Below are 18,079 nucleotides of genomic sequence, written 5' to 3'. Positions count from 1 at the left end.
AAGAAAATCATAAATTTACAACTTGTCAGGTAATGGAAACCTCCCTTAAAATAAAGTTCTTAAAATAAACTTAAAAAGAAAAAACACTGCACAGCTTGGCATATAATTTGTTAATTTTCAACTGTTATTTTTAACGATTTTTAACAATTTAAAATTCCATTATTTTTATGAGAAAAATTTTTGCGGGAAAGTCAAAAAATATGACTTTTCTTGGGATGGTTGCATTGATGAGTGCAACTTCAGCATTACTGAACAGCTGTAATTTCAAAAACGAAGTGAATAATGACCCCGTCGTCAGTTCACAGGAACATCCTTCCGCAGAAATAGTCCCCGATAATAATGATGAAGAAGTAGACCCTGATAAAAGAGTGATTTATCTTACTTTCGATGACGGCCCCAATCAGGGAACAGAAAATCTTTTAAAAATCCTTGACAAAAGAAACGTTTGCGCAACTGCCTTTCTGGTTGGTAAACATGCTTATGGAAGTAAAAGACAAAAAGATGATTTTCAGCTTTTGAAGCAAAATCCCCTTATAGAACTGGCTAATCACAGTTTCACGCACGCCCATAACAAATACACTGATTTTTATAAAAATGCTGACGCTGTAGTTCATGATTTTGATATCGCCAAAGACAGCCTGAAGCTTACTGATAAAATAGCAAGAACTCCAGGAAGAAATATCTGGAGACTCAACAATATTAACGTAACAGATATTAAAAGCTCAACAGCCGCTGCAGACGGCCTTAAAAAAGCCGGCTACAAAGTAATCGGTTGGGATCTTGAATGGAGACCTTCACAAAAAATGACTTTAAAAGGAAGCCATGAAGCCATGATCAAGAAAGTTGACAGTATCTTCTTAAACGATCTTGAGAAGACATCAAGACACCTTGTATTCCTTACCCACGACCAGTATCTTAGAGATGCAGACTCAATCAATGAACTGGATATGTTTATTGAGAAACTGCAGAAGAGCAACAAGTTTGTGTTCAGAAAAATATCTCAATATCCTAAAATCAATGAGGTTTTGAATTAATAACCGCTGCAGACCTGATATCACTAAGCTTTGAACATTCAGAGAATTTTCGGACATTTGTATTATGAGTATTAAAGAGAACTACAACACTATAAAAAACCAGCTGCCATCCACTGTGCAGCTGGTTGCCGTTTCTAAAACCCATCCGGTTTCTGCAGTACAGGAAGTCTATGATCTCGGACAGAAGGTTTTTGGAGAAAACAAGGTTCAGGAACTGATGGAAAAAGCACCTCTTCTTCCTCAGGATATCCAATGGCACCTGATTGGCCACTTACAGACCAACAAGGTGAAGTACATTGCTCCTTTCATAGATACCATACAAAGTGTGGATTCTGAAAGATTATTAACAGAAATCAATAAAGAAGCAGGAAAAAATAACAGAATCATCAAAGTCCTTCTGCAGGTAAAAATTGCAGCTGAGGATAGCAAATTCGGGCTTGAAATTTTTGAAGCAAAAGATCTTTTCCAGCAATACATTGAGGGTAAATTTCCGCATGTTGAAATTACCGGCCTCATGGGAATGGCCACATTCACCGATGATGGACAGCAGGTTAGAAATGAGTTTTTAACCCTAAAGAAGCTTTTTGATGAATTAAATCAATCAAAAACATTAAATACCCTATCAATGGGAATGAGTGATGATTTCCCGATAGCGATCGAGTGCGGGGCCAACTCTGTGAGGGTCGGATCTGCTATTTTCGGGAGAAGAGACTACTCCAAATAGAATATTTAGGTACAGTTTTTGCTAATAATTGAAACAAAAAATTTAAATTTGCAACTATGCAAAAAATCCTTATAGTAGAAGACGAAAAAGCAATCTCGGGAGTACTTCACAGTATTCTTTCGGATGAACTCACCGATTATGAATTTGTTATTGCCGAAGATGGCCTTGAAGGTTACAAACAGGTGGAAAAAGAAGATTTCGCATTGGTGATTTCTGATATCAAGATGCCTAAGCTTTCAGGAACCGAGCTTTTGAAACAAAGTCTTGCCTTAAAACCGGAAACTACTTTTATCATGATCTCAGGCCACGCAGACATCGATTCTGCTGTTTCCTGCCTGAAAGAGGGTGCATATGATTTTATTTCCAAACCCATTGACATCAACAGACTTATTACAAGTGTGAAAAATGCATTGGTAAAAGAAACCCTGAAGAAAGAAAACAAAAACCTTCAGACAGAAAATAAAACCTTAAAGAAAAAAGTAAGTAAAAAATACCAGATGATCGGTACCTCTCCTGCTCTTCAAAAGATTCAGGATATGATTGAAAAGGTTGCCGCTTCTGATGCCAGAGTTCTGATCACCGGGCCTAACGGTGCAGGAAAGGAGTTGGTAGCTCATGCGATCCACAATCAAAGTGAGCGTGCAAGAGGTCCCATGGTAGAGGTAAACTGTGCTGCGATTCCGTCTGAACTTATTGAGTCTGAACTTTTCGGACATGTAAAAGGATCTTTTACAGGTGCTATTAAAGATAAGCAGGGAAAATTTGAACAGGCCAATGGCGGTACTATTTTCCTTGATGAGATTGGAGATATGAGTCTTATTGCTCAGGCTAAGGTATTGAGAGCACTTCAGGAAAGCAAAGTTTCTCCTGTGGGAAGTGATAAAGAAATTAAAGTTGACGTAAGAGTAATTGCGGCAACCAATAAAAATATGCAGAAAGAAATTGAGGAAGGAAAATTCAGAGAAGACCTTTATCACAGACTTTCTGTTATTGAAATCTATGTTCCGCCATTAGATGAAAGAAAAGAAGATATCAAATTATTGGTTGAGCACTTTTCAGGAATGATTGCTGATGAGCATGGTACTGCTGCGAAAAAGTTTGATGATAAAGCTATTGATGCTTTAAAAGCGCTTTCGTGGACTGGAAATATCCGAGAATTAAGGAATGTTGTCGAGAGATTGATTATTCTTGGTGGAAACACTGTTTCCGAAGGTGACGTTGCAAGTTTTGTAAGGAAATAATAAGCTATTATTGACCATATTATAAAAATTTGCAGTGTTACACTGCAAATTTTTTTTGATCCTATTTGAATGATAAACTATATGAATCTTAAAATATTATGAACTTTTTAAACAAAAATTATACGAAAGAATGCCTGACTTTGGCTCTGCCTGTAATGCTTACTCAGGTGGGGCAGGTTTCAGTAAATTTATTCGATAATATTATTGTCGGAAAATTGCTGGGTGCCGATGCGCTGGCATCCGTTTCATTGGGAAATGCTGTATTTTTCTCCATATTTGTACTAGCTCTGGGCTTTTCATTTGCGATTCCGCCATTGGTTTCAGAAGCACACTCCAGAGAGGATCATGCTACGATCAACTCTGTGTTCAGCCACGGTTTTATTATCAATATGTCTGTAGGGATTATCCTGATGGTCATCTTATTGTTGGGAATGCCGCTACTCTATCATTCCGGACAGCCTGCCAAGATCATTCCTGATACGGTAAGCTTTCTGAGCATAATGGTAGTGAGTATGATTCCTTTCATGGCATTTCAGACCCTTCGTGAAGTTTCTGAGGGACTTTCTTATACGATTGGAGTTACCAAAGCAACCATTATTGCCAATATAATCAATATTGCCTTAAACTACGTATTTATTAAAGGACTTTGGGGAATTCCTCCAATGGGAGTTAAGGGATCTGCTTTAGCAACTTTGATTTCCAGAATTTTCATGGTGGTTTTCCTTTATTTTGTATTGCTTAAAGAAAAAAGAACAAGACGTTATATCAAAGATTTCTCTTTAAAAATTCAGAATTTTTCAAAGCAGATGTTTGATAAAATGGTAAAACTGGGATTGCCTACGGCCTTACAGATGTTCTTTGAAGTAACCGCTTTTGCCGGAGCTGCGTTTATCTGTGGATTGATCTCTGCTCATGACATTGCTTCCCATCAGATCGCTTTAAGCATGGCTTCATTTACCTTCAACCTGTGTGTCGGTTTCAGTGTTGCATCTACCGTAATGATTGGCAGAAAACTGGGTGAACAGAACTTTGTTGAATTGAGAAAAGTAGGAATCAACAATCTGAAAATTGCTTTTATTTTCATGTGTATCTGTGGACTGGTATTTATTTTAGGCAGAAACATACTTCCGACTTTCTTTACCAAAAAAGAAGAAGTGGAAGTGATTACACTGGCTGCGAAATTAATGATCATCGCCGCTTTATTCCAGCTTTCTGATGGAATTCAGGTGACTGCATTAGGAATGCTCAGAGGTTTGCAGGATGTGAAAATTCCTTCTATTTATACCTTTATTGCATACTGGGTGATTACCATTCCTTTGGGATATTTCTTCTGTGTTACTTTGGAAATGGGCGCATTCGGAATGTGGATCGCACTTGGACTGGGATTAACGGTCTCTGCTGTCTTCCTGGTGAAACGATTCCTGAATATGTCTGCTAAAAGAATTAAGCAGAATTCATAAAAACAAAAAAAGCTGTTTCAATATCTGAGACAGCTTTTTTTATTCTTTTTACAGCAGAACATGATTGATGTCCTTTCTTCACATTATGTGTATTTTCTAAACACCAATAGCACAAATTCATTCACAAATAGACACAAGGTATTTATTTTCATGTTCTATTTAATCTATCCTCTTTCCTAAAATCTTCAAACTTCTTTCCACACCATCCAGAATGGCTACATTAGGAAGGCTTCCCCAATCTTCAAATCCAAAGTGCCTGAATAGTTTTAAACTTGGTTCATTATGAAGGAAAATAAGGGCTACAAGATTTTTTACTCCAAATTTTCCGGCGTTATCAATACAATACTGAAGGATGGTTTTTCCGTATCCTTTTCCTCTTGAGGTTTCGTCCAGATAAATACTTACTTCTACCGTACCGTTATACGCAGCCCTTTCATGGAATGAACTGAAACTTACCCAACCAACGGTTTGCTTCTGGTCATCTTCAACTACCCAAAGCGGCCTTGTCTGGGGATTATGCTCTTCAAACCATTTTAACTTGCTTTCCACAGAAACTTCTTCCATGTCTGCAGTGACCATTCTTGAAGCAATGGTTGAGTTGTAGATGGCTACGATTTTATTTAAATCTGCTAATTCAGCATTTCTGAACTTTAATGTTTCCATGAATATTGAAGTCAAATTATTGTAATGCAAAAATACTACATTTTAAAAACACCCCTGTAAAAACACAGTTAATTTATTTTATTTTTAATAATTAAAGCAAATACACCCCCAAAAATACAATCATTTTTTTTGGAACACGCAAAGACGTAATAAATTTAAACTTTGAATATTTTTAAGGAGCAAGGAAAATTATTTCAAATCTTTAAAATTCTATTTAAACTTCTTACTGTAATTCCTAAATAAGCCGCCATATCTTCTTTGGAGATATGAATATTCTGCTTAGCCTGCATTTGTAACAATTGTTTTAAAGTATGTTCTACCGTATATAACTGCTGATAGGATGCTCTGCTGGAAGTATTGATAATTCGTTCTGCAAAAGACTCTAAAAGAAGATGGTTCAGGGGTAAGGTCATTTTTAACCAAAGCTTTAAAAAACGGAATCTTTACTGCATACACTGTCACTTCATTGAGAGCCTCAATACTGCACAGACAGTTTATATTTTTAATCAATTCCACTTCCCCGATGATTTCCCCGCTCCCCAGAAACTCAACAATATATTCTTTTCCGTTTTCTTCGGCGAGAAAGCATTTGACAATCCCTTCTTTAATCATCATGACATGAGAAAGCTGATGATCCTGTATCAGTATTTTATCCCCCGCAGAAAAAGATTTTACTATAATATCGTCACTCCTGTTCTGCTTTTTGTGCAGTTCATCAAGATAGTTTAAAAATGTCTGATTCGTCCTTAACATATTCTCCCGGGACAAATGTCCTTTTCTTATTGAGTTTTTATACTGAATTTTGCGGACAGAAAATTACAAAACAAAAATGAATAATCATATTACAACCATTGCTTTTGATGCGGATGATACACTTTGGATCAACGAACCTTATTTTCAGGAAGCAGAAAAAGAATTCTGTGTACTTCTTGAAGATTATCTTCCACAACATTCGGTATCACAGGAATTGTTTAAAACAGAAATGCAGAATCTTCATTTGTACGGTTATGGAGTAAAAGGATTTATGCTTTGTATGGTTGAAACCATCACTAGAGTTTCTAATAATACAGCGTCATTGGAATTGGTTAACAAAGCTATTCATCTAGGCCGGGAGCTTCTTCAGAAACCTATTGAATTGCTGGATGGTGTTACAGAAACCCTTGACAGTTTAAAGGGAAAATACAGGCTGGTAGTTGCTACGAAAGGAGATCTGCTGGATCAGGAACGTAAATTGAAAAATTCCGGTTTACAGGAGTACTTTCACCACATTGAAATCATGAGTGACAAAAAAGAAAATGACTATAAAAAACTGCTGAAACATCTGGATTGCCAGCCTGAAAACTTTCTGATGCTTGGAAATTCCATCAAATCAGATATTTTACCGGTACTGGAAATCGGAGGTTTTGCAGCACATATTCCTTACCATGTCACATGGAGCCATGAACAGCATGATGTTACTCTGGAGCATCCGAATTTTATGGAGCTTACAAGTATTGACGAGATCCTGAAGCACCTTACCATTTAAACCGTTAAAATTGATTAAGCAGGTAAGATTTAAAGAGAGCTTCGCTGTAAGAAATTTTACTTCCCCATTATATTTTAAGTAAAAAATAGAGACTGTTTATAGCAAACAGTCTCTTTTGTCATTTATTTCTTCAAACACTTTTCAAGGAACTGATCCTGTTCCCATAAAAGGTGTAAGATATTTTCTTTAGCCTGGTATCCGTGAGCTTCTTTTGGAAGAAGAACCATTTTTACCGGAGCACCCAGATTTTTCAATGCCTGGAAGTATCTTTCCGTCTGCAATGTAAATGTTCCCGGGTTATTATCTGCATCACCGTGAATCAGAAGAAGCGGTGTCTTCATTTTGTCTGCATGCATGAACGGAGACATCGTATTATAGATTTCCGGAACATCCCAATAGTTTCTTTGTTCACTCTGGAATCCGAATGGTGTTAATGTCCTGTTATAAGCACCACTTCTTGCAATTCCACATGCAAAAAGATTAGAATGGGTCAAAAGATTTGCAGTCATGAAGGCACCGTAAGAATGTCCTCCTACAGCCACTTTCTTTTTGTCGATATATCCCAGATGCTCCACTGCATCGATAGCAGCAGCAGCATTGGCTACCAATTGCGTAATGAAGGTATCATTAGGCTCTGTTTTTCCTTCACCGATAATCGGGAAAGCGGCATCATCCAGAACAGCATATCCTTTCGTTGTCCAATACACAAAAGATCCGTAATACGGGAATGTAAAGTCATTCGGGTTTTGGGTGTTCTGTCCTGCTGTATTTTTATCTTTATATTCAGTTGGATAAGCCCAGATTAGCAACGGAAGCTTCTCTTTTTTTGCTTTTCTGTCGTAATTGGCAGGAAGATAAAGGGTTCCTGTTAAGGTAACACCATCATTTCTCTTGTAGGTAATCACTTCTTTGTAAACATCTTTGATACTTTCAAAAGGATTGGCAAAATTGGTTACAGCTTCTGCTTTATTAGATTTAATATTCTTTCTGAAGTAATTCGGATAAAGACTTGGTGATTGCTGAGTTGTAAGGACTTCACCCTTTGAAGCATTAAGGATATCAATGATTTCTTCTTTACCGTTTTTTATATTAGATGTATAAAGTCTTTTCTTTTTCAGTGATTTAACATCCATTTCGTCAATAAATGGGTGCTGGCCGTCTTTGGTAAATCCGTCCCCGATCAGATAGGCTTTTCCACCTTTCATATCGATTACATATCTCCCGTATTGGTTTTTCGTTGTGTTAAATCTTCCCGGATCGCTGTATACATCCTGATAATTTCTGTCATCAAAAACTTTGGATTCTCCGTTGTTAATATCTATCAGGTAAGATTTTGTATTTCGTGTGTCATACCAGCCTTCAGAAACAATCGCATAATGATCATTGGTCCAGACTACGTCTTCATATCTCTGTCTGGTTTTAAAGAAGGATTTTGGAGCTGCTTTAAACGGAGCTTCCCAGGTAAATATTTCATCTCTGTAATCTGCTTTTTTAGACTGGTCTCCTCCATCCAAAGCTTCAGCATAGGTAAGCGTAGCAGGAGCATCACTTCTCCATGCCATATCTCTTTTTCCGGTTCTTACAGAAGAAAATCCTTTCGGCATGATTTCATTCAACGGAACATCATTTACTGTTTTCACAATATTTCCTTTCATATCATAGACAACCGTTGTGGATGGGAACCTATTAAGGGGAACGATATAGGAAAATGGTTTCTTGATCATGGTAGCCATCAGATAATTTCCGTCCGGAGAAAAACTTAAACCGGCATACATATCCTGCTCTTTCAGTTTCTTAAGATCTCCTGTAAGATCTACGTTGTAAAGTTCGGAAGCTGTAAGGGTCTCAAAGTTTTTTTCGTCCTGAGGATTCTTCAAAAGATCCTGATACGTTCTGTTCTGGGAAACCTTACCGTCTGCTGTTGAAACAATAGGGCCTGTAGGAAGATCTTTAGCGGCATCTATAAGAGCAGCTCTGTTTTGCGGAAGTGTTCTGATCAGGAAGCTTTGAGAGTCATTGTACCATACATAAGGCATTCCCAAATTGGCATTTAGATTATCTGCTGTAATTTTTTTAGCAGATGCAGTTTCCATATCCACTACCCAAAGCTCTACTCCTTTAGCGGTTGTATTGGTAAAAGCCAGTTTTTTTTCATCCGGTGAAAACGAAATATAGGCAATTTTTGGATTGGAAGGCAGATTTTTTACCATAATCTCATTTTTATCATTGATCTTTCTGATCTTCAGATTATTTGAGTAGGTCATGCTGCTTGAAATATTCGTAACCGGGTTGATTCTAAGTCCACCAAGCTTCATTTCACTCTGGCTGAGATCTTCTAATGTTTTATATGTTGGACGATAGGTAAAAACTACCCAGTCTTTTTTGCTGTTCATCAGAACACCTGGAGGTCTGTCATAATCTGCCAGTTTTAAAATCTCAGCAGAAGGTTTTTGATACGTAATATTTTCCTGTGCATCATAAAAATTGAGAAATGCCAGAAGGCAAATAGTCAGTTTTATCTTCATATAAATTCATTTTCTACGAATGTAGTGAATTTTAAAAGAATTTTAAGATTAAAAAGACTCTTACCGCATCGCAATTATTAAAAACAGAAAAGGCACTTCATTTCCTGAAGTGCCTTTTATTTATTGTGCTGTAAAATTACCAGTCTGAAGCTCTTTTTCTTCTTTCTATCATATGATCTACTGAAACTTTCCCGGCTCCGGTTACCATGAGTAGAAGATAAACAGAAAGATAGACAAGTGCCATTTCTCTTTTCTCAAAAGGATCTGCTCCATGTACTGCAAAAGCAGCAATGATCATGGTAAAGATCAGGAAGCCTAAAGAAACTCTTGTAAAAAGCCCTAAAATAAGTAGTATCGAACATACAAATTCAGCAAAAACCGTAAGAATCAGTGAAATCTGAGGGCCAAGTCCCATAAAATCGAAAAATTCGATTTTACCGCCTGCCAACAGCATCTGAAGTTTTGGAAAACCATGGGACAGCATGGCAAAACCAACAAACACTCTCACTGCTAATAATATAATATCTTTAGGTATTGAGCTCCAATTTGAATTATTATAGTTCATCTACTAAAAAATTTATACTAAGGTAATAAAAATCTTTTAATACAACGGGATTCCGGCTATTTTAGTTTATCTGTAACCGAAATTTTTAAGATCTCTGTCGTTCTTTCTCCAGTCTTTTTTCACTTTCACAAATAAGTTCAAATGAATTTTTTTGGTGAAAAACTTCTCCAGATCTATTCTTGCTTCAGTTCCTACTTTCTTGATCGCTTCTCCTTTGTGCCCGATAATAATTCCCTTCTGAGTATCTCTTTCAACATAGATAATTGAATCGATAAAGATAATTCCTTCTTTCTCCTTGAACTGTTCTGTTACCACTTCTACAGAATAGGGAATTTCCTTATCATAATTCAAAAGGATTTTCTCACGAATGGCCTCATTTACGAAAAATCTTTCCGGTTTATCCGTGTACTGATCTTTATCGTAGTAAGGAGGGTTTTCGGGAAGTAAAGATTTTATTTTAGGTAAAATAACTTCTGTGTTGAAGGCATTCAGTGCAGAAATAGGCAGAATTTCAGCTTTTGGAATTCTGTTGTGCCATTCTTCAACCAATTTTTCAAGGCCTGCCTGATCGGTCTGGTCTACTTTATTCAAGAGAAGAAGTACAGGTACGGGGATTTTATTCAGTTTATCAATTAAGAATTCTGATGGTTCCGCTTTATCGGTAACGTCTACAATAAACAGGAAAACGTCAGCATCCTGTAAAGAATCCTTTACAAAATCCATCATTTTTTCCTGCAGTCCGTATTTTGGATCCAATACTCCCGGAGTATCAGAAAATACAATCTGAAGGTCATCTTCATTATAAATACCAAAAATTCTGTGGCGGGTTGTCTGAGCTTTCTGCGTTACAATCGCCAGCTTTTCCCCCATTAATTGGTTGAGCAAGGTCGATTTTCCTGCATTGGGCTTTCCAACTATATTTACAAATCCTGCTTTGTGCATAAAAATAATATTACGAACTGCAAAGTTAGTAAAACAAAATTGGTCTTTACGGTTAATCTTAATTTTTAAAGGAAAAAAGAGAGTTATAGTTTAAAATAAGAGATGTTGAAAGAGGAAATCTAAAGGGATCCGATGGCTGAGATAACCACCCCATCAAAAAATTCTTTGAATTTTTGACAGTAAAAATACTGAATCAGGAAGAATTTTGATCGTAATCATTACAAGATTTCTGACAAAAATTAAGGGATAATTTTGTATTGCATTACTTAAAACTGATATTTTTGAATATTAGAATTCATCTTTATGAATATAGACCAGATTCTTGATAAGGTTTACCTTCTTCCTGAAGCATCAAAAAACAGCTTAAAAGAGCATATTACTGAAGTTTCCTATCCTAAAGGATTTTGTCTGATGGAAGCCGACAAAGTGATTCCTTATCTTTATTTTATACGAAAAGGTATTGCGAGAGCCTATTCTTCAACAGCTGACAATGATATTACCTTCTGGTTCGGAAGTGAAGGTCAATGCATTCTTTCAATGAAAAGCTATGTGGAAGACCGGCCCGGCTACGAGAGCATCGAGCTTCTGGAAGACTGCGACCTCTATCGAATGGAAACGGAAAGCCTCAGAAAACTGTTCAATGAAGATATTTATATTGCCAACTGGGGGCGAAAGCTTGCTGAAGCAGAAATGATAAAATCCGAAGAACTGATTATTTCAAGACAGTTCAAAACTTCTCTGGAACGCTACAAAGATATTATGACCTATCAGCCTGAGCTTCTTAAAAGAGTACAGCTGGGTTATATTGCCTCTTATCTTGGGATTACACAGGTAAGTCTGAGCAGAATAAGGGCGGAGATAAAATAAATTTAAAGATTCAAAGATTTAAGAATTGAAAGATTTAAATATTCTCATGTTTTGGCTAAATCCAAAGGAATGATTATCTACATTGAAAGCGGACTAAAGTCCGCTCCTATTGATATGAGGCAATCTTTTCTTTTTTCTTGCAGCTTACTATTCAAATCCTCCAGCTTCCAGCTTGCTTTTATTTTTTAACAATTGTAAAATTTTTTCTCCTGTCAAATTCTGAACTTTGCAGTAGAAAAATTTAAAAAATGAATTGGTTACTATTAGTTATCGCAGGATTATTTGAAGTTGCCTTCGCATCATGTCTGGGAAAGGCAAAGGAAACGTCAGGAACTGAAATGTACCTGTGGTACGCGGGATTTCTGATCACCATGACGATCAGTATGCTTTTGCTGATTAAAGCAACTCAAACGCTGCCTATCGGGACTGCTTATGCAGTATGGACGGGCATCGGAGCAGTGGGAACTGCCTTAATGGGAATTATCTTTTTTAAGGATCCTGTAAGTTTCTGGAGGGTATTTTTTATTATAACACTTATCGGTTCTGTGGTAGGATTAAAGGCTGTATCTTCATCACACTAGAAAGCGCATAAACTTCTATCAATATTTAAAAATGGGCCGTCTTCGTCATGAAGGCGGTTTTTGTTTGTCTTAATTTTCATCTTGATGATCCTTATAAAAAGAGCAAACAGTAAGTAATTCTTTTATATCTTTACCGAAAACTTTTAACCTATGAAAAAAATTCTATTCCTTTTAGCAGGTGGTTTACTGACTGCCCAGCAAACTTCTGAACTGCTTTCCAATAATTGGTATATCTCCAAAATGGTGACCAGTAGCGGCCAGACCACCAACACACCTTTAATAGATAATGGAGTACCTGCTACTACATTTAATTCGGCAGGAGGTACAAGCTATGTTATTAATTCCAGATATTATAATACGTCCATGATGAGTTTCGGAGTTATACCTGGAAGTAACAATCTTATCAAAACAGCCAGCTCGTGTACTCTTTTGTTTTATAATGGCGGAAATGCTCCAGCCGTTCGGGCCTACGATCAGAAAAACTGTGACACTTACGTATCAGGAGCCTATGCATCTATATACAGCTATCAGATTATCACAAATGGCAGCCTCAAAACGCTGATAATAACGGATCCTTCAGGAAATAAGGTCTATTACAACAATAATACTGCACAAATGAGTACTAAAGAAACTGATGCCGCTGCAAAAACGTTTAAAGCATATCCAAATCCTGTAAAAGAGGTTTTACATCTTGAAAATATTGAGAGAAACCTTTCTCTTAAGATCTACGATATGTCAGGAAAACTGGTATCTGAAACGACAACTAACGGCAGCAAAATGTCAATTGATACAAGCAGTTTACAGAAAGGACAATATATGATCAAGATAGAAAATTATAAGTCATATCCTTTTGTCAAAGAATAACAACTGACTTTTCAATTATACAAAACCCGTTTCAAAAGTTGAAACGGGTTTTTATTTTATTTTTTATAAACTACCGGTAAGATTTCGTTATGTCTTAACCCGTACTTTTTTATTTCTTCTTCAGAGAATTTCTGTGAATAGAAGTTGGGTTCTATTTCAAAGCCAGCTTTTCTTAAACGGTCGAAATAATCCATTCCGTACCAACGAACGTGATCATACTGCCCGAAATGCTTCTGACGTTCTTTTGGGTCTTTAATGGTAAAATCTTCATAGGTTTTCTCCAGTGAGTTTTTCATCGGAACCTGAAGAATTCCCCATCCGCTGGGCTTCATTACCCTGTATAGCTCGCTCATTGCTTTTGCATCGTCTTCAATATGTTCCAGAACATGGTTACAGAAAACAATGTCAAAGCTGTCATTTTCAAAAGGTAAATCCAGAATATCAGCCTTCACATCTACAATCGGAGAATATAAGTCTGCCGATATATAATTCAGGTTGCTCATTCTCTTGAATTTTCTTAAAAATTCCTGTTCAGGAGCGATATGCAGAACTTTATAATTTTTAATAAAAAAATCGGTTTCGTTCTGAAGGTACAGCCACATCTGGCGGTGTCTTTCCAAACTTAACGTTCCCGGAGAGAGTGCATTTTCTCTTTGTTTTCCATATCCGTACGGAAGGAATTTTCTGTAAGATCTTCCGTCAATGGGATCTAAAAACTGATCTCCTTTGAAAAACTGATAAATAAGCGGTCTTGCCCAGATGCTCATTTTAATAAGCATAGGACGTGGAATTTTATTCAGTAAAAGCTTCGTTACCTTTTTCATTAAAAATCCAGTTGGAACTGCTTTTCTTCATCACTTACAATCCCTAAAGCTTCGTATACATAATCAAATGTTGAAAGCAATACCGGCTTACCATTGATTACCGCTACATCATGTTCGAAGTGAGCAGATGGCATGTTATCTAACGTTGTTACCGTCCAGCCGTCGTTATGGAACTTCACTTTTTCGGTTCCCATGTTCACCATCGGTTCAATAGCAATTGCTAAACCGTCTTTAATAACTTTTCCGCTTCCCTGTCTTCCATAGTTCGGAACCTGCGGATCTTCGTGCATTTTTCTACCTAATCCATGGCCTACAAGCTCTCTTACCACTCCATATCCTTCTTTTTCACAATGTGCCTGAATCGCATGGGAGATATCTCCGATCCTCTTTCCTCTGACACACTGCTCAATCCCTTTGTACAGAGATTCTTTGGTAACCTGTAGTAATTTTTTAATCTCAGGCTTTACTTCCCCGATTTCAAAAGTGTAGGCATGATCTCCTACAAAACCGTTCAGAATAACTCCACAGTCTACAGAAAGAACATCTCCTTCTTTTACCACATCATTGTTTGGGAAACCATGAACAACCTGCTCATTGGGAGAGATACAAAGGGAGTTTGGAAATCCTCCATATCCTAAAAATGCAGGCTCAGCACCATGATCTTTAATAAAATCATGAGCCAGTTTATCTAAATATAAGGTAGTAATCCCCGGTTTAATTTCTTTTGCCAACATTCCCAATGTTTTAGAAACCAATCGGGCACTCTTCTTCATCAGACGTAATTCGTCTATCGTTTTTAATTGAATCATTGTTGTATAGATGTTAGATATTAGATGTTAGAAGCTAGATTACAGCATGATGTGTATTTCTATATTATAACAATCTAAAACTTTTTTTGATAAAAAAACAGAAGTTTTAATTAGCCGTTAAAAACTAACTTCTAATTTCTGGCTTCTCATTTCTGTATTCTACCAGAAAAGTCCTTTTTTCTTTTCTTTTTTAAGTTTTGAATAGGCAAGAACCTCTTTTCCTTCCACACGGAATTCTATTCTTTCCTGAATGATATTGTAGATTTCACCCCATCCCGGGAATCCTCCTAAATTTCTGTCGTCAATAAACCAGTCTGCATCTAATTTTCTGGACTGATTTTCAGGATCAAAAACTTCTCCTTCAAAGCTTGAGTTCACAGCATAAAATTCTATTCCGTTTTTTTTGCAGAATTCTACCGCTTCATCTAATGTTTTTCCGTGTCTGTATGTCCAAAGTATCAATCTGAATCCTTCAGACTGAAGTCTTTTCAAAGTTTCGAATGCAAAAGTTTTCGGTTTTCCAATGGCCGGGTAAGCATCATCCACAATAGTCCCGTCAAAGTCAACAGCAATCTTTTTATTATTTAACATTTTGTCTTTTTTTAGCTTTGCAAAGATAAGAAATAAAAAGAGTGCCAAAAAGAAAGGCACTCAATACTTTTATATTTTAATAATAATAAAGATCTTATTAGCTTTTTACCCAGCTAAACTGGAACTGAAGATCGGGAGTAGAAACTCTGTCTGTGATCTTCTGCAGCCTTGCAGGAAGCTTCATCAGGTATTCCTGAGCTTTTTCAGCTTTTTCTGTAAGTCCTTTTACGTGCTCAATTTTCCATTCATCTAAAAGGTCTTTCATAATGTTGATATAATCCTGGCCAGTGTACACCATACATCTTTGTGCAGCATCTGAGAAATGCCCCCAAAGTTCACCTGCTTTTTGTCCTGACTGTCTCATTAAGTGAGCAGGCATTACAATTTTTTTACGCATCATATCTTCAAACGCAAGAATCATTTCCGAAGGGTCTACTTCAAGGATTTTTGCTACGAAATGTTTGTATGCTTTAGCGTGTCTTGCTTCATCTGCAGCAATCACACCACACATTTTTGCCAATTTTCCGTTTCCGGATTGTTTAGCCAATGTTCCTACTCTTCTGTGAGAAATATTGGTAGCCGTTTCCTGGAAACTCGTATAAATGAAGTTTCTGTATGGGTCCATACTTGTTCCCAGATCGAATCCGTCATTGATCAGGTATTGGGTAGTGATTTCCACTTCTCTCATGTTTACTCTTCCACACAGATAAAGATATTTGTTTAATAAATCTCCGTGTCTGTTTTCCTCAGCGGTCCACGCTCTTACCCAATTGGCCCAGCCTACTTTTTCTTCCTGATTTATTCCATCAACTCCCATTAACCAAGACTCATAAGATGGAAGTGCCTCTTCCGTGATACAGTCACCGATTAATGTTACAAAAAGATCATAAGGCATTTCGCGGGCAAAAGTCTGAATTTCTTCTAAGTCGTGTTTAAATTCTTCACTTGAAGGATCTGGTAAATAATCGGAAGGCTGCCATATTTTTTCAATTGGCGTTAAAAATTTATCAAGAAAAGAACCTACTTCCTTTTCCAATAATCCCATTACTTCTTTCCTAACAAGCTTTTGATACATTTTACTATTCAGTTTTAATTTACAAAGATATGATTTATTTATTATTTAACGCATAATAAAGTATGACTTGCATACTTTATCTGACATAAATCATAAAAAAAATGCCGCTACTAAAGCATAACGGCATTTTTTTAACAATATTATTGAATATTAATTAACCAAAACTTCTCCAGTCATTGCATCTGGTATTTCAACACCCATTACTTTAAGGATTGTGGGGGCTACATCGCCCAGTTTTCCTGGTTTTAAATTCCATGTATGGTCTTTATCCATCACGATAAAAGGAACCAGGTTTGTAGAGTGCTGGGTATTTGGAGTTCCGTCCGGATTGATCATTACATCTGAGTTTCCGTGATCGGCAAGAATGAAAACAGCATATCCGTTTTCATAGGCTGCTGTAGCCACTTTTTCTATACATTGATCTACCACTTCTGCTGCCTTCACTGCTGCTTCAAAAACACCTGTATGGCCTACCATATCTGTATTGGCGAAATTTAAGCAGACAAAATCAGCTGTTCCCTGCTCCAGTTCGGGTACTATAGCATTGGTAATATCATAGGCCGACATTTCCGGTTTCAGATCGTAGGTAGGAACGTCTTTGGGACTTGGGCAAAGAAGCCTTCTTTCTCCTGCAAATTCCTCTTCCCTTCCTCCTGAGAAGAAGAAAGTAACGTGAGGATATTTTTCTGTTTCTGCAATTCTGATCTGGGTTTTTCCATTTTTCTCGAGAATTTCACCCATGGTTTCTGTCAGTACGTTTTCATCAAAAACAACCTGCACATTCTGGAATGTTTTATCATAGTTCGTCAATGTGATATAATAAAGGTTCAGCTTCTTCATTCCAAATTCCGGGAAATCTTTCTGGGAAAGAACTTCTGTAATTTCTCTTCCTCTGTCTGTACGGAAATTGAAGCAGATCACCACATCATCTTCAATGATTCTTGCTACCGGTACTACATTTCCTGTAGCAGTAGTATTCACTAAAATAATAGGCTTCAGGAACTCATCGGTTACATTATTATCATAATACATCTTGATTGTTGCCAAAGCATCCGTTGTCTGTTCTCCTATTCCTTCCACAAGGGCACCGTACGCTAATTTTACACGCTCCCATCTTTTATCTCTGTCCATGGCATAGTATCTTCCTACCACTGTTGCCAGCTTTCCGGTAGTTGCTTCCATATGCTTCTGAAGTTCATCGATAAATCCTAATCCGGAATGCGGATCGCAGTCTCTACCATCGGTAAATGCGTGAACAAAAACGTTCTCATTCAATCCGAACTCTTTTGCAGCGGTCAGTAATCCTTTTAAGTGATTGATATGTGAGTGTACACCTCCGTTGGAAACCAGTCCGATGAAATGTACTTTTTTATTTTCTTTTTTGGCGTATTCAAAGGCATCCTGAATCACTTTTTCCTGACCCAATGTTCCGTTTTCAACAGCCATATTCAGTTTTACCAGGTTTTGGTAAACGACTCTTCCGGCTCCCAGGTTCATGTGTCCCACTTCAGAATTTCCCATCTGTCCGGCTGGTAAACCTACCGCCAGCCCGCTTGCTTCAAGGGTGGTATGTGGAAATTTCTGGTAACAGCTGTCTATGAATGGTGTATTTGCTTTATCTATTGCAGAAACGTTAGGGTTTGTTCCCAATCCCCATCCGTCAAGAATGGCCAGTATTGCTTTTTTCGACATTTTGTAAAACTTTTGTTAGACAAATTTACCTAATTTCCTATGAATAGAAGAATTTGAAGTCTTGAATTTTATGGACTGCTGATGATTAGTCAATTAA

18 protein-coding genes are annotated in these 18,079 nt (G+C 37.1%); 8 read left to right on the top strand and 10 right to left on the bottom strand.

What is annotated here, in order from left to right:
- Positions 1 to 167: 167 nt before the first annotated feature.
- The 4 genes from DEU40_RS04215 to DEU40_RS04200 all read left to right on the top strand — a co-directional run bounded on the left by DEU40_RS04215 (position 168) and on the right by DEU40_RS04200 (position 4,459).
- Positions 168 to 1,034, top strand: coding sequence for a polysaccharide deacetylase family protein (locus DEU40_RS04215; protein WP_110008677.1), 867 nt, complete (start codon positions 168 to 170; stop codon positions 1,032 to 1,034).
- A 64-nt stretch (positions 1,035 to 1,098) separates the two neighbouring features.
- Positions 1,099 to 1,758, top strand: coding sequence for a YggS family pyridoxal phosphate-dependent enzyme (locus tag DEU40_RS04210; RefSeq protein ID WP_110008676.1), 660 nt, complete (start codon positions 1,099 to 1,101; stop codon positions 1,756 to 1,758).
- A gap of 56 nt (positions 1,759 to 1,814) precedes the next feature.
- Positions 1,815 to 2,999 carry a sigma-54-dependent transcriptional regulator gene (locus DEU40_RS04205; protein WP_110008675.1) on the top strand — a complete coding sequence of 395 codons (1,185 nt, stop codon included), beginning with the start codon at positions 1,815 to 1,817 and terminating at the stop codon, positions 2,997 to 2,999.
- 98 nt (positions 3,000 to 3,097) lie between these two features.
- Complete coding sequence (locus DEU40_RS04200) at positions 3,098 to 4,459, top strand: MATE family efflux transporter (protein WP_110008674.1); 1,362 nt, start codon at positions 3,098 to 3,100, stop codon at positions 4,457 to 4,459.
- Between the two features lie 159 nt (positions 4,460 to 4,618).
- Here the strand turns inward: DEU40_RS04200 and DEU40_RS04195 are convergent, their stop codons facing one another.
- Complete coding sequence (locus DEU40_RS04195) at positions 4,619 to 5,122, bottom strand: GNAT family N-acetyltransferase (protein WP_110008673.1); 504 nt, start codon at positions 5,120 to 5,122, stop codon at positions 4,619 to 4,621.
- A 279-nt stretch (positions 5,123 to 5,401) separates the two neighbouring features.
- Positions 5,402 to 5,875 (bottom strand): Crp/Fnr family transcriptional regulator, encoded by a 474-nt coding sequence (locus tag DEU40_RS04190; protein ID WP_317047521.1) that lies wholly within the window; start codon positions 5,873 to 5,875, stop codon positions 5,402 to 5,404.
- A gap of 76 nt (positions 5,876 to 5,951) precedes the next feature.
- Between DEU40_RS04190 and DEU40_RS04185 the strand changes: the two genes are divergently transcribed.
- Positions 5,952 to 6,647: an HAD family hydrolase gene (locus tag DEU40_RS04185; protein ID WP_110008672.1), complete on the top strand. Its 696-nt coding sequence runs from the start codon at positions 5,952 to 5,954 to the stop codon at positions 6,645 to 6,647.
- 122 nt (positions 6,648 to 6,769) lie between these two features.
- Here the strand turns inward: DEU40_RS04185 and DEU40_RS04180 are convergent, their stop codons facing one another.
- From DEU40_RS04180 to era, 3 genes are all read right to left on the bottom strand, one after another.
- Complete coding sequence (locus DEU40_RS04180) at positions 6,770 to 9,172, bottom strand: alpha/beta hydrolase family protein (RefSeq protein ID WP_110008671.1); 2,403 nt, start codon at positions 9,170 to 9,172, stop codon at positions 6,770 to 6,772.
- Between the two features lie 136 nt (positions 9,173 to 9,308).
- Positions 9,309 to 9,737 (bottom strand): DoxX family protein, encoded by a 429-nt coding sequence (locus DEU40_RS04175; protein ID WP_110008670.1) that lies wholly within the window; start codon positions 9,735 to 9,737, stop codon positions 9,309 to 9,311.
- Between the two features lie 66 nt (positions 9,738 to 9,803).
- A complete protein-coding gene (gene era / locus DEU40_RS04170) occupies positions 9,804 to 10,679 on the bottom strand; it encodes a GTPase Era (protein ID WP_110008669.1) in 876 nt (291 codons plus the stop codon).
- A gap of 303 nt (positions 10,680 to 10,982) precedes the next feature.
- Here era and DEU40_RS04165 point away from each other — a divergent pair, with 303 nt between their 5' ends.
- The 3 genes from DEU40_RS04165 to DEU40_RS04155 all read left to right on the top strand — a co-directional run bounded on the left by DEU40_RS04165 (position 10,983) and on the right by DEU40_RS04155 (position 12,991).
- A complete protein-coding gene (locus DEU40_RS04165; RefSeq protein WP_110008668.1) occupies positions 10,983 to 11,546 on the top strand; it encodes a Crp/Fnr family transcriptional regulator in 564 nt (187 codons plus the stop codon).
- A gap of 248 nt (positions 11,547 to 11,794) precedes the next feature.
- The gene (locus tag DEU40_RS04160) at positions 11,795 to 12,127 is read left to right on the top strand and encodes a DMT family transporter (protein WP_110008667.1); all 333 of its coding nucleotides are present in this window, start codon (positions 11,795 to 11,797) and stop codon (positions 12,125 to 12,127) included.
- A gap of 150 nt (positions 12,128 to 12,277) precedes the next feature.
- Positions 12,278 to 12,991: a T9SS type A sorting domain-containing protein gene (locus tag DEU40_RS04155; RefSeq protein WP_110008666.1), complete on the top strand. Its 714-nt coding sequence runs from the start codon at positions 12,278 to 12,280 to the stop codon at positions 12,989 to 12,991.
- A gap of 56 nt (positions 12,992 to 13,047) precedes the next feature.
- Here the strand turns inward: DEU40_RS04155 and DEU40_RS04150 are convergent, their stop codons facing one another.
- The 5 genes from DEU40_RS04150 to gpmI form a co-directional block, all read right to left on the bottom strand.
- The gene (locus tag DEU40_RS04150) at positions 13,048 to 13,815 is read right to left on the bottom strand and encodes a class I SAM-dependent methyltransferase (protein ID WP_110008665.1); all 768 of its coding nucleotides are present in this window, start codon (positions 13,813 to 13,815) and stop codon (positions 13,048 to 13,050) included.
- Positions 13,815 to 14,624, bottom strand: coding sequence for a type I methionyl aminopeptidase (gene map, locus DEU40_RS04145; RefSeq protein ID WP_110008664.1), 810 nt, complete (start codon positions 14,622 to 14,624; stop codon positions 13,815 to 13,817). Before map ends, DEU40_RS04150 begins: the two co-directional genes overlap by 1 nt.
- 159 nt (positions 14,625 to 14,783) lie before the next feature.
- Positions 14,784 to 15,215 (bottom strand): BT0820 family HAD-type phosphatase, encoded by a 432-nt coding sequence (locus DEU40_RS04140; RefSeq protein ID WP_062670258.1) that lies wholly within the window; start codon positions 15,213 to 15,215, stop codon positions 14,784 to 14,786.
- Between the two features lie 97 nt (positions 15,216 to 15,312).
- The gene (locus tag DEU40_RS04135) at positions 15,313 to 16,290 is read right to left on the bottom strand and encodes an acyl-ACP desaturase (protein WP_110008663.1); all 978 of its coding nucleotides are present in this window, start codon (positions 16,288 to 16,290) and stop codon (positions 15,313 to 15,315) included.
- A gap of 150 nt (positions 16,291 to 16,440) precedes the next feature.
- Complete coding sequence (gene gpmI, locus DEU40_RS04130) at positions 16,441 to 17,982, bottom strand: 2,3-bisphosphoglycerate-independent phosphoglycerate mutase (RefSeq protein ID WP_110008662.1); 1,542 nt, start codon at positions 17,980 to 17,982, stop codon at positions 16,441 to 16,443.
- Positions 17,983 to 18,079 lie beyond the last annotated feature (97 nt).

Origin of the sequence: Chryseobacterium sp. AG844, from assembly GCF_003182335.1 — a bacterium.
In the GTDB taxonomy this organism is placed as follows: Bacteria; Bacteroidota; Bacteroidia; order Flavobacteriales; family Weeksellaceae; genus Chryseobacterium; species Chryseobacterium cupriresistens.
The sequence above is the reverse complement of the archived record's forward strand: the minus strand, read 5'-3'. Positions and strand labels throughout refer to the sequence as shown.

Bases quoted from the DNA above. Each gene is read 5' to 3' on its own strand.
- map (WP_110008664.1), bottom strand. From the start codon at position 14,624: ATGATTCAATTAAAAACGATAGACGAATTACGTCTGATGAAGAAGAGT.
- DEU40_RS04185 (WP_110008672.1), top strand. From the start codon at position 5,952: ATGAATAATCATATTACAACCATTGCTTTTGATGCGGATGATACACTT.
- DEU40_RS04195 (WP_110008673.1), bottom strand. From the start codon at position 5,122: ATGGAAACATTAAAGTTCAGAAATGCTGAATTAGCAGATTTAAATAAA.
- DEU40_RS04175 (WP_110008670.1), bottom strand. From the start codon at position 9,737: ATGAACTATAATAATTCAAATTGGAGCTCAATACCTAAAGATATTATA.
- DEU40_RS04150 (WP_110008665.1), bottom strand. From the start codon at position 13,815: ATGAAAAAGGTAACGAAGCTTTTACTGAATAAAATTCCACGTCCTATG.
- gpmI (WP_110008662.1), bottom strand. From the start codon at position 17,982: ATGTCGAAAAAAGCAATACTGGCCATTCTTGACGGATGGGGATTGGGA.
- DEU40_RS04140 (WP_062670258.1), bottom strand. From the start codon at position 15,215: ATGTTAAATAATAAAAAGATTGCTGTTGACTTTGACGGGACTATTGTG.
- era (WP_110008669.1), bottom strand. From the start codon at position 10,679: ATGCACAAAGCAGGATTTGTAAATATAGTTGGAAAGCCCAATGCAGGA.
- DEU40_RS04155 (WP_110008666.1), top strand. From the start codon at position 12,278: ATGAAAAAAATTCTATTCCTTTTAGCAGGTGGTTTACTGACTGCCCAG.
- DEU40_RS04215 (WP_110008677.1), top strand. From the start codon at position 168: ATGAGAAAAATTTTTGCGGGAAAGTCAAAAAATATGACTTTTCTTGGG.
- DEU40_RS04135 (WP_110008663.1), bottom strand. From the start codon at position 16,290: ATGTATCAAAAGCTTGTTAGGAAAGAAGTAATGGGATTATTGGAAAAG.
- DEU40_RS04165 (WP_110008668.1), top strand. From the start codon at position 10,983: ATGAATATAGACCAGATTCTTGATAAGGTTTACCTTCTTCCTGAAGCA.
- DEU40_RS04160 (WP_110008667.1), top strand. From the start codon at position 11,795: ATGAATTGGTTACTATTAGTTATCGCAGGATTATTTGAAGTTGCCTTC.
- DEU40_RS04205 (WP_110008675.1), top strand. From the start codon at position 1,815: ATGCAAAAAATCCTTATAGTAGAAGACGAAAAAGCAATCTCGGGAGTA.
- DEU40_RS04180 (WP_110008671.1), bottom strand. From the start codon at position 9,172: ATGAAGATAAAACTGACTATTTGCCTTCTGGCATTTCTCAATTTTTAT.
- DEU40_RS04190 (WP_317047521.1), bottom strand. From the start codon at position 5,875: ATGTTAAGGACGAATCAGACATTTTTAAACTATCTTGATGAACTGCAC.
- DEU40_RS04210 (WP_110008676.1), top strand. From the start codon at position 1,099: ATGAGTATTAAAGAGAACTACAACACTATAAAAAACCAGCTGCCATCC.
- DEU40_RS04200 (WP_110008674.1), top strand. From the start codon at position 3,098: ATGAACTTTTTAAACAAAAATTATACGAAAGAATGCCTGACTTTGGCT.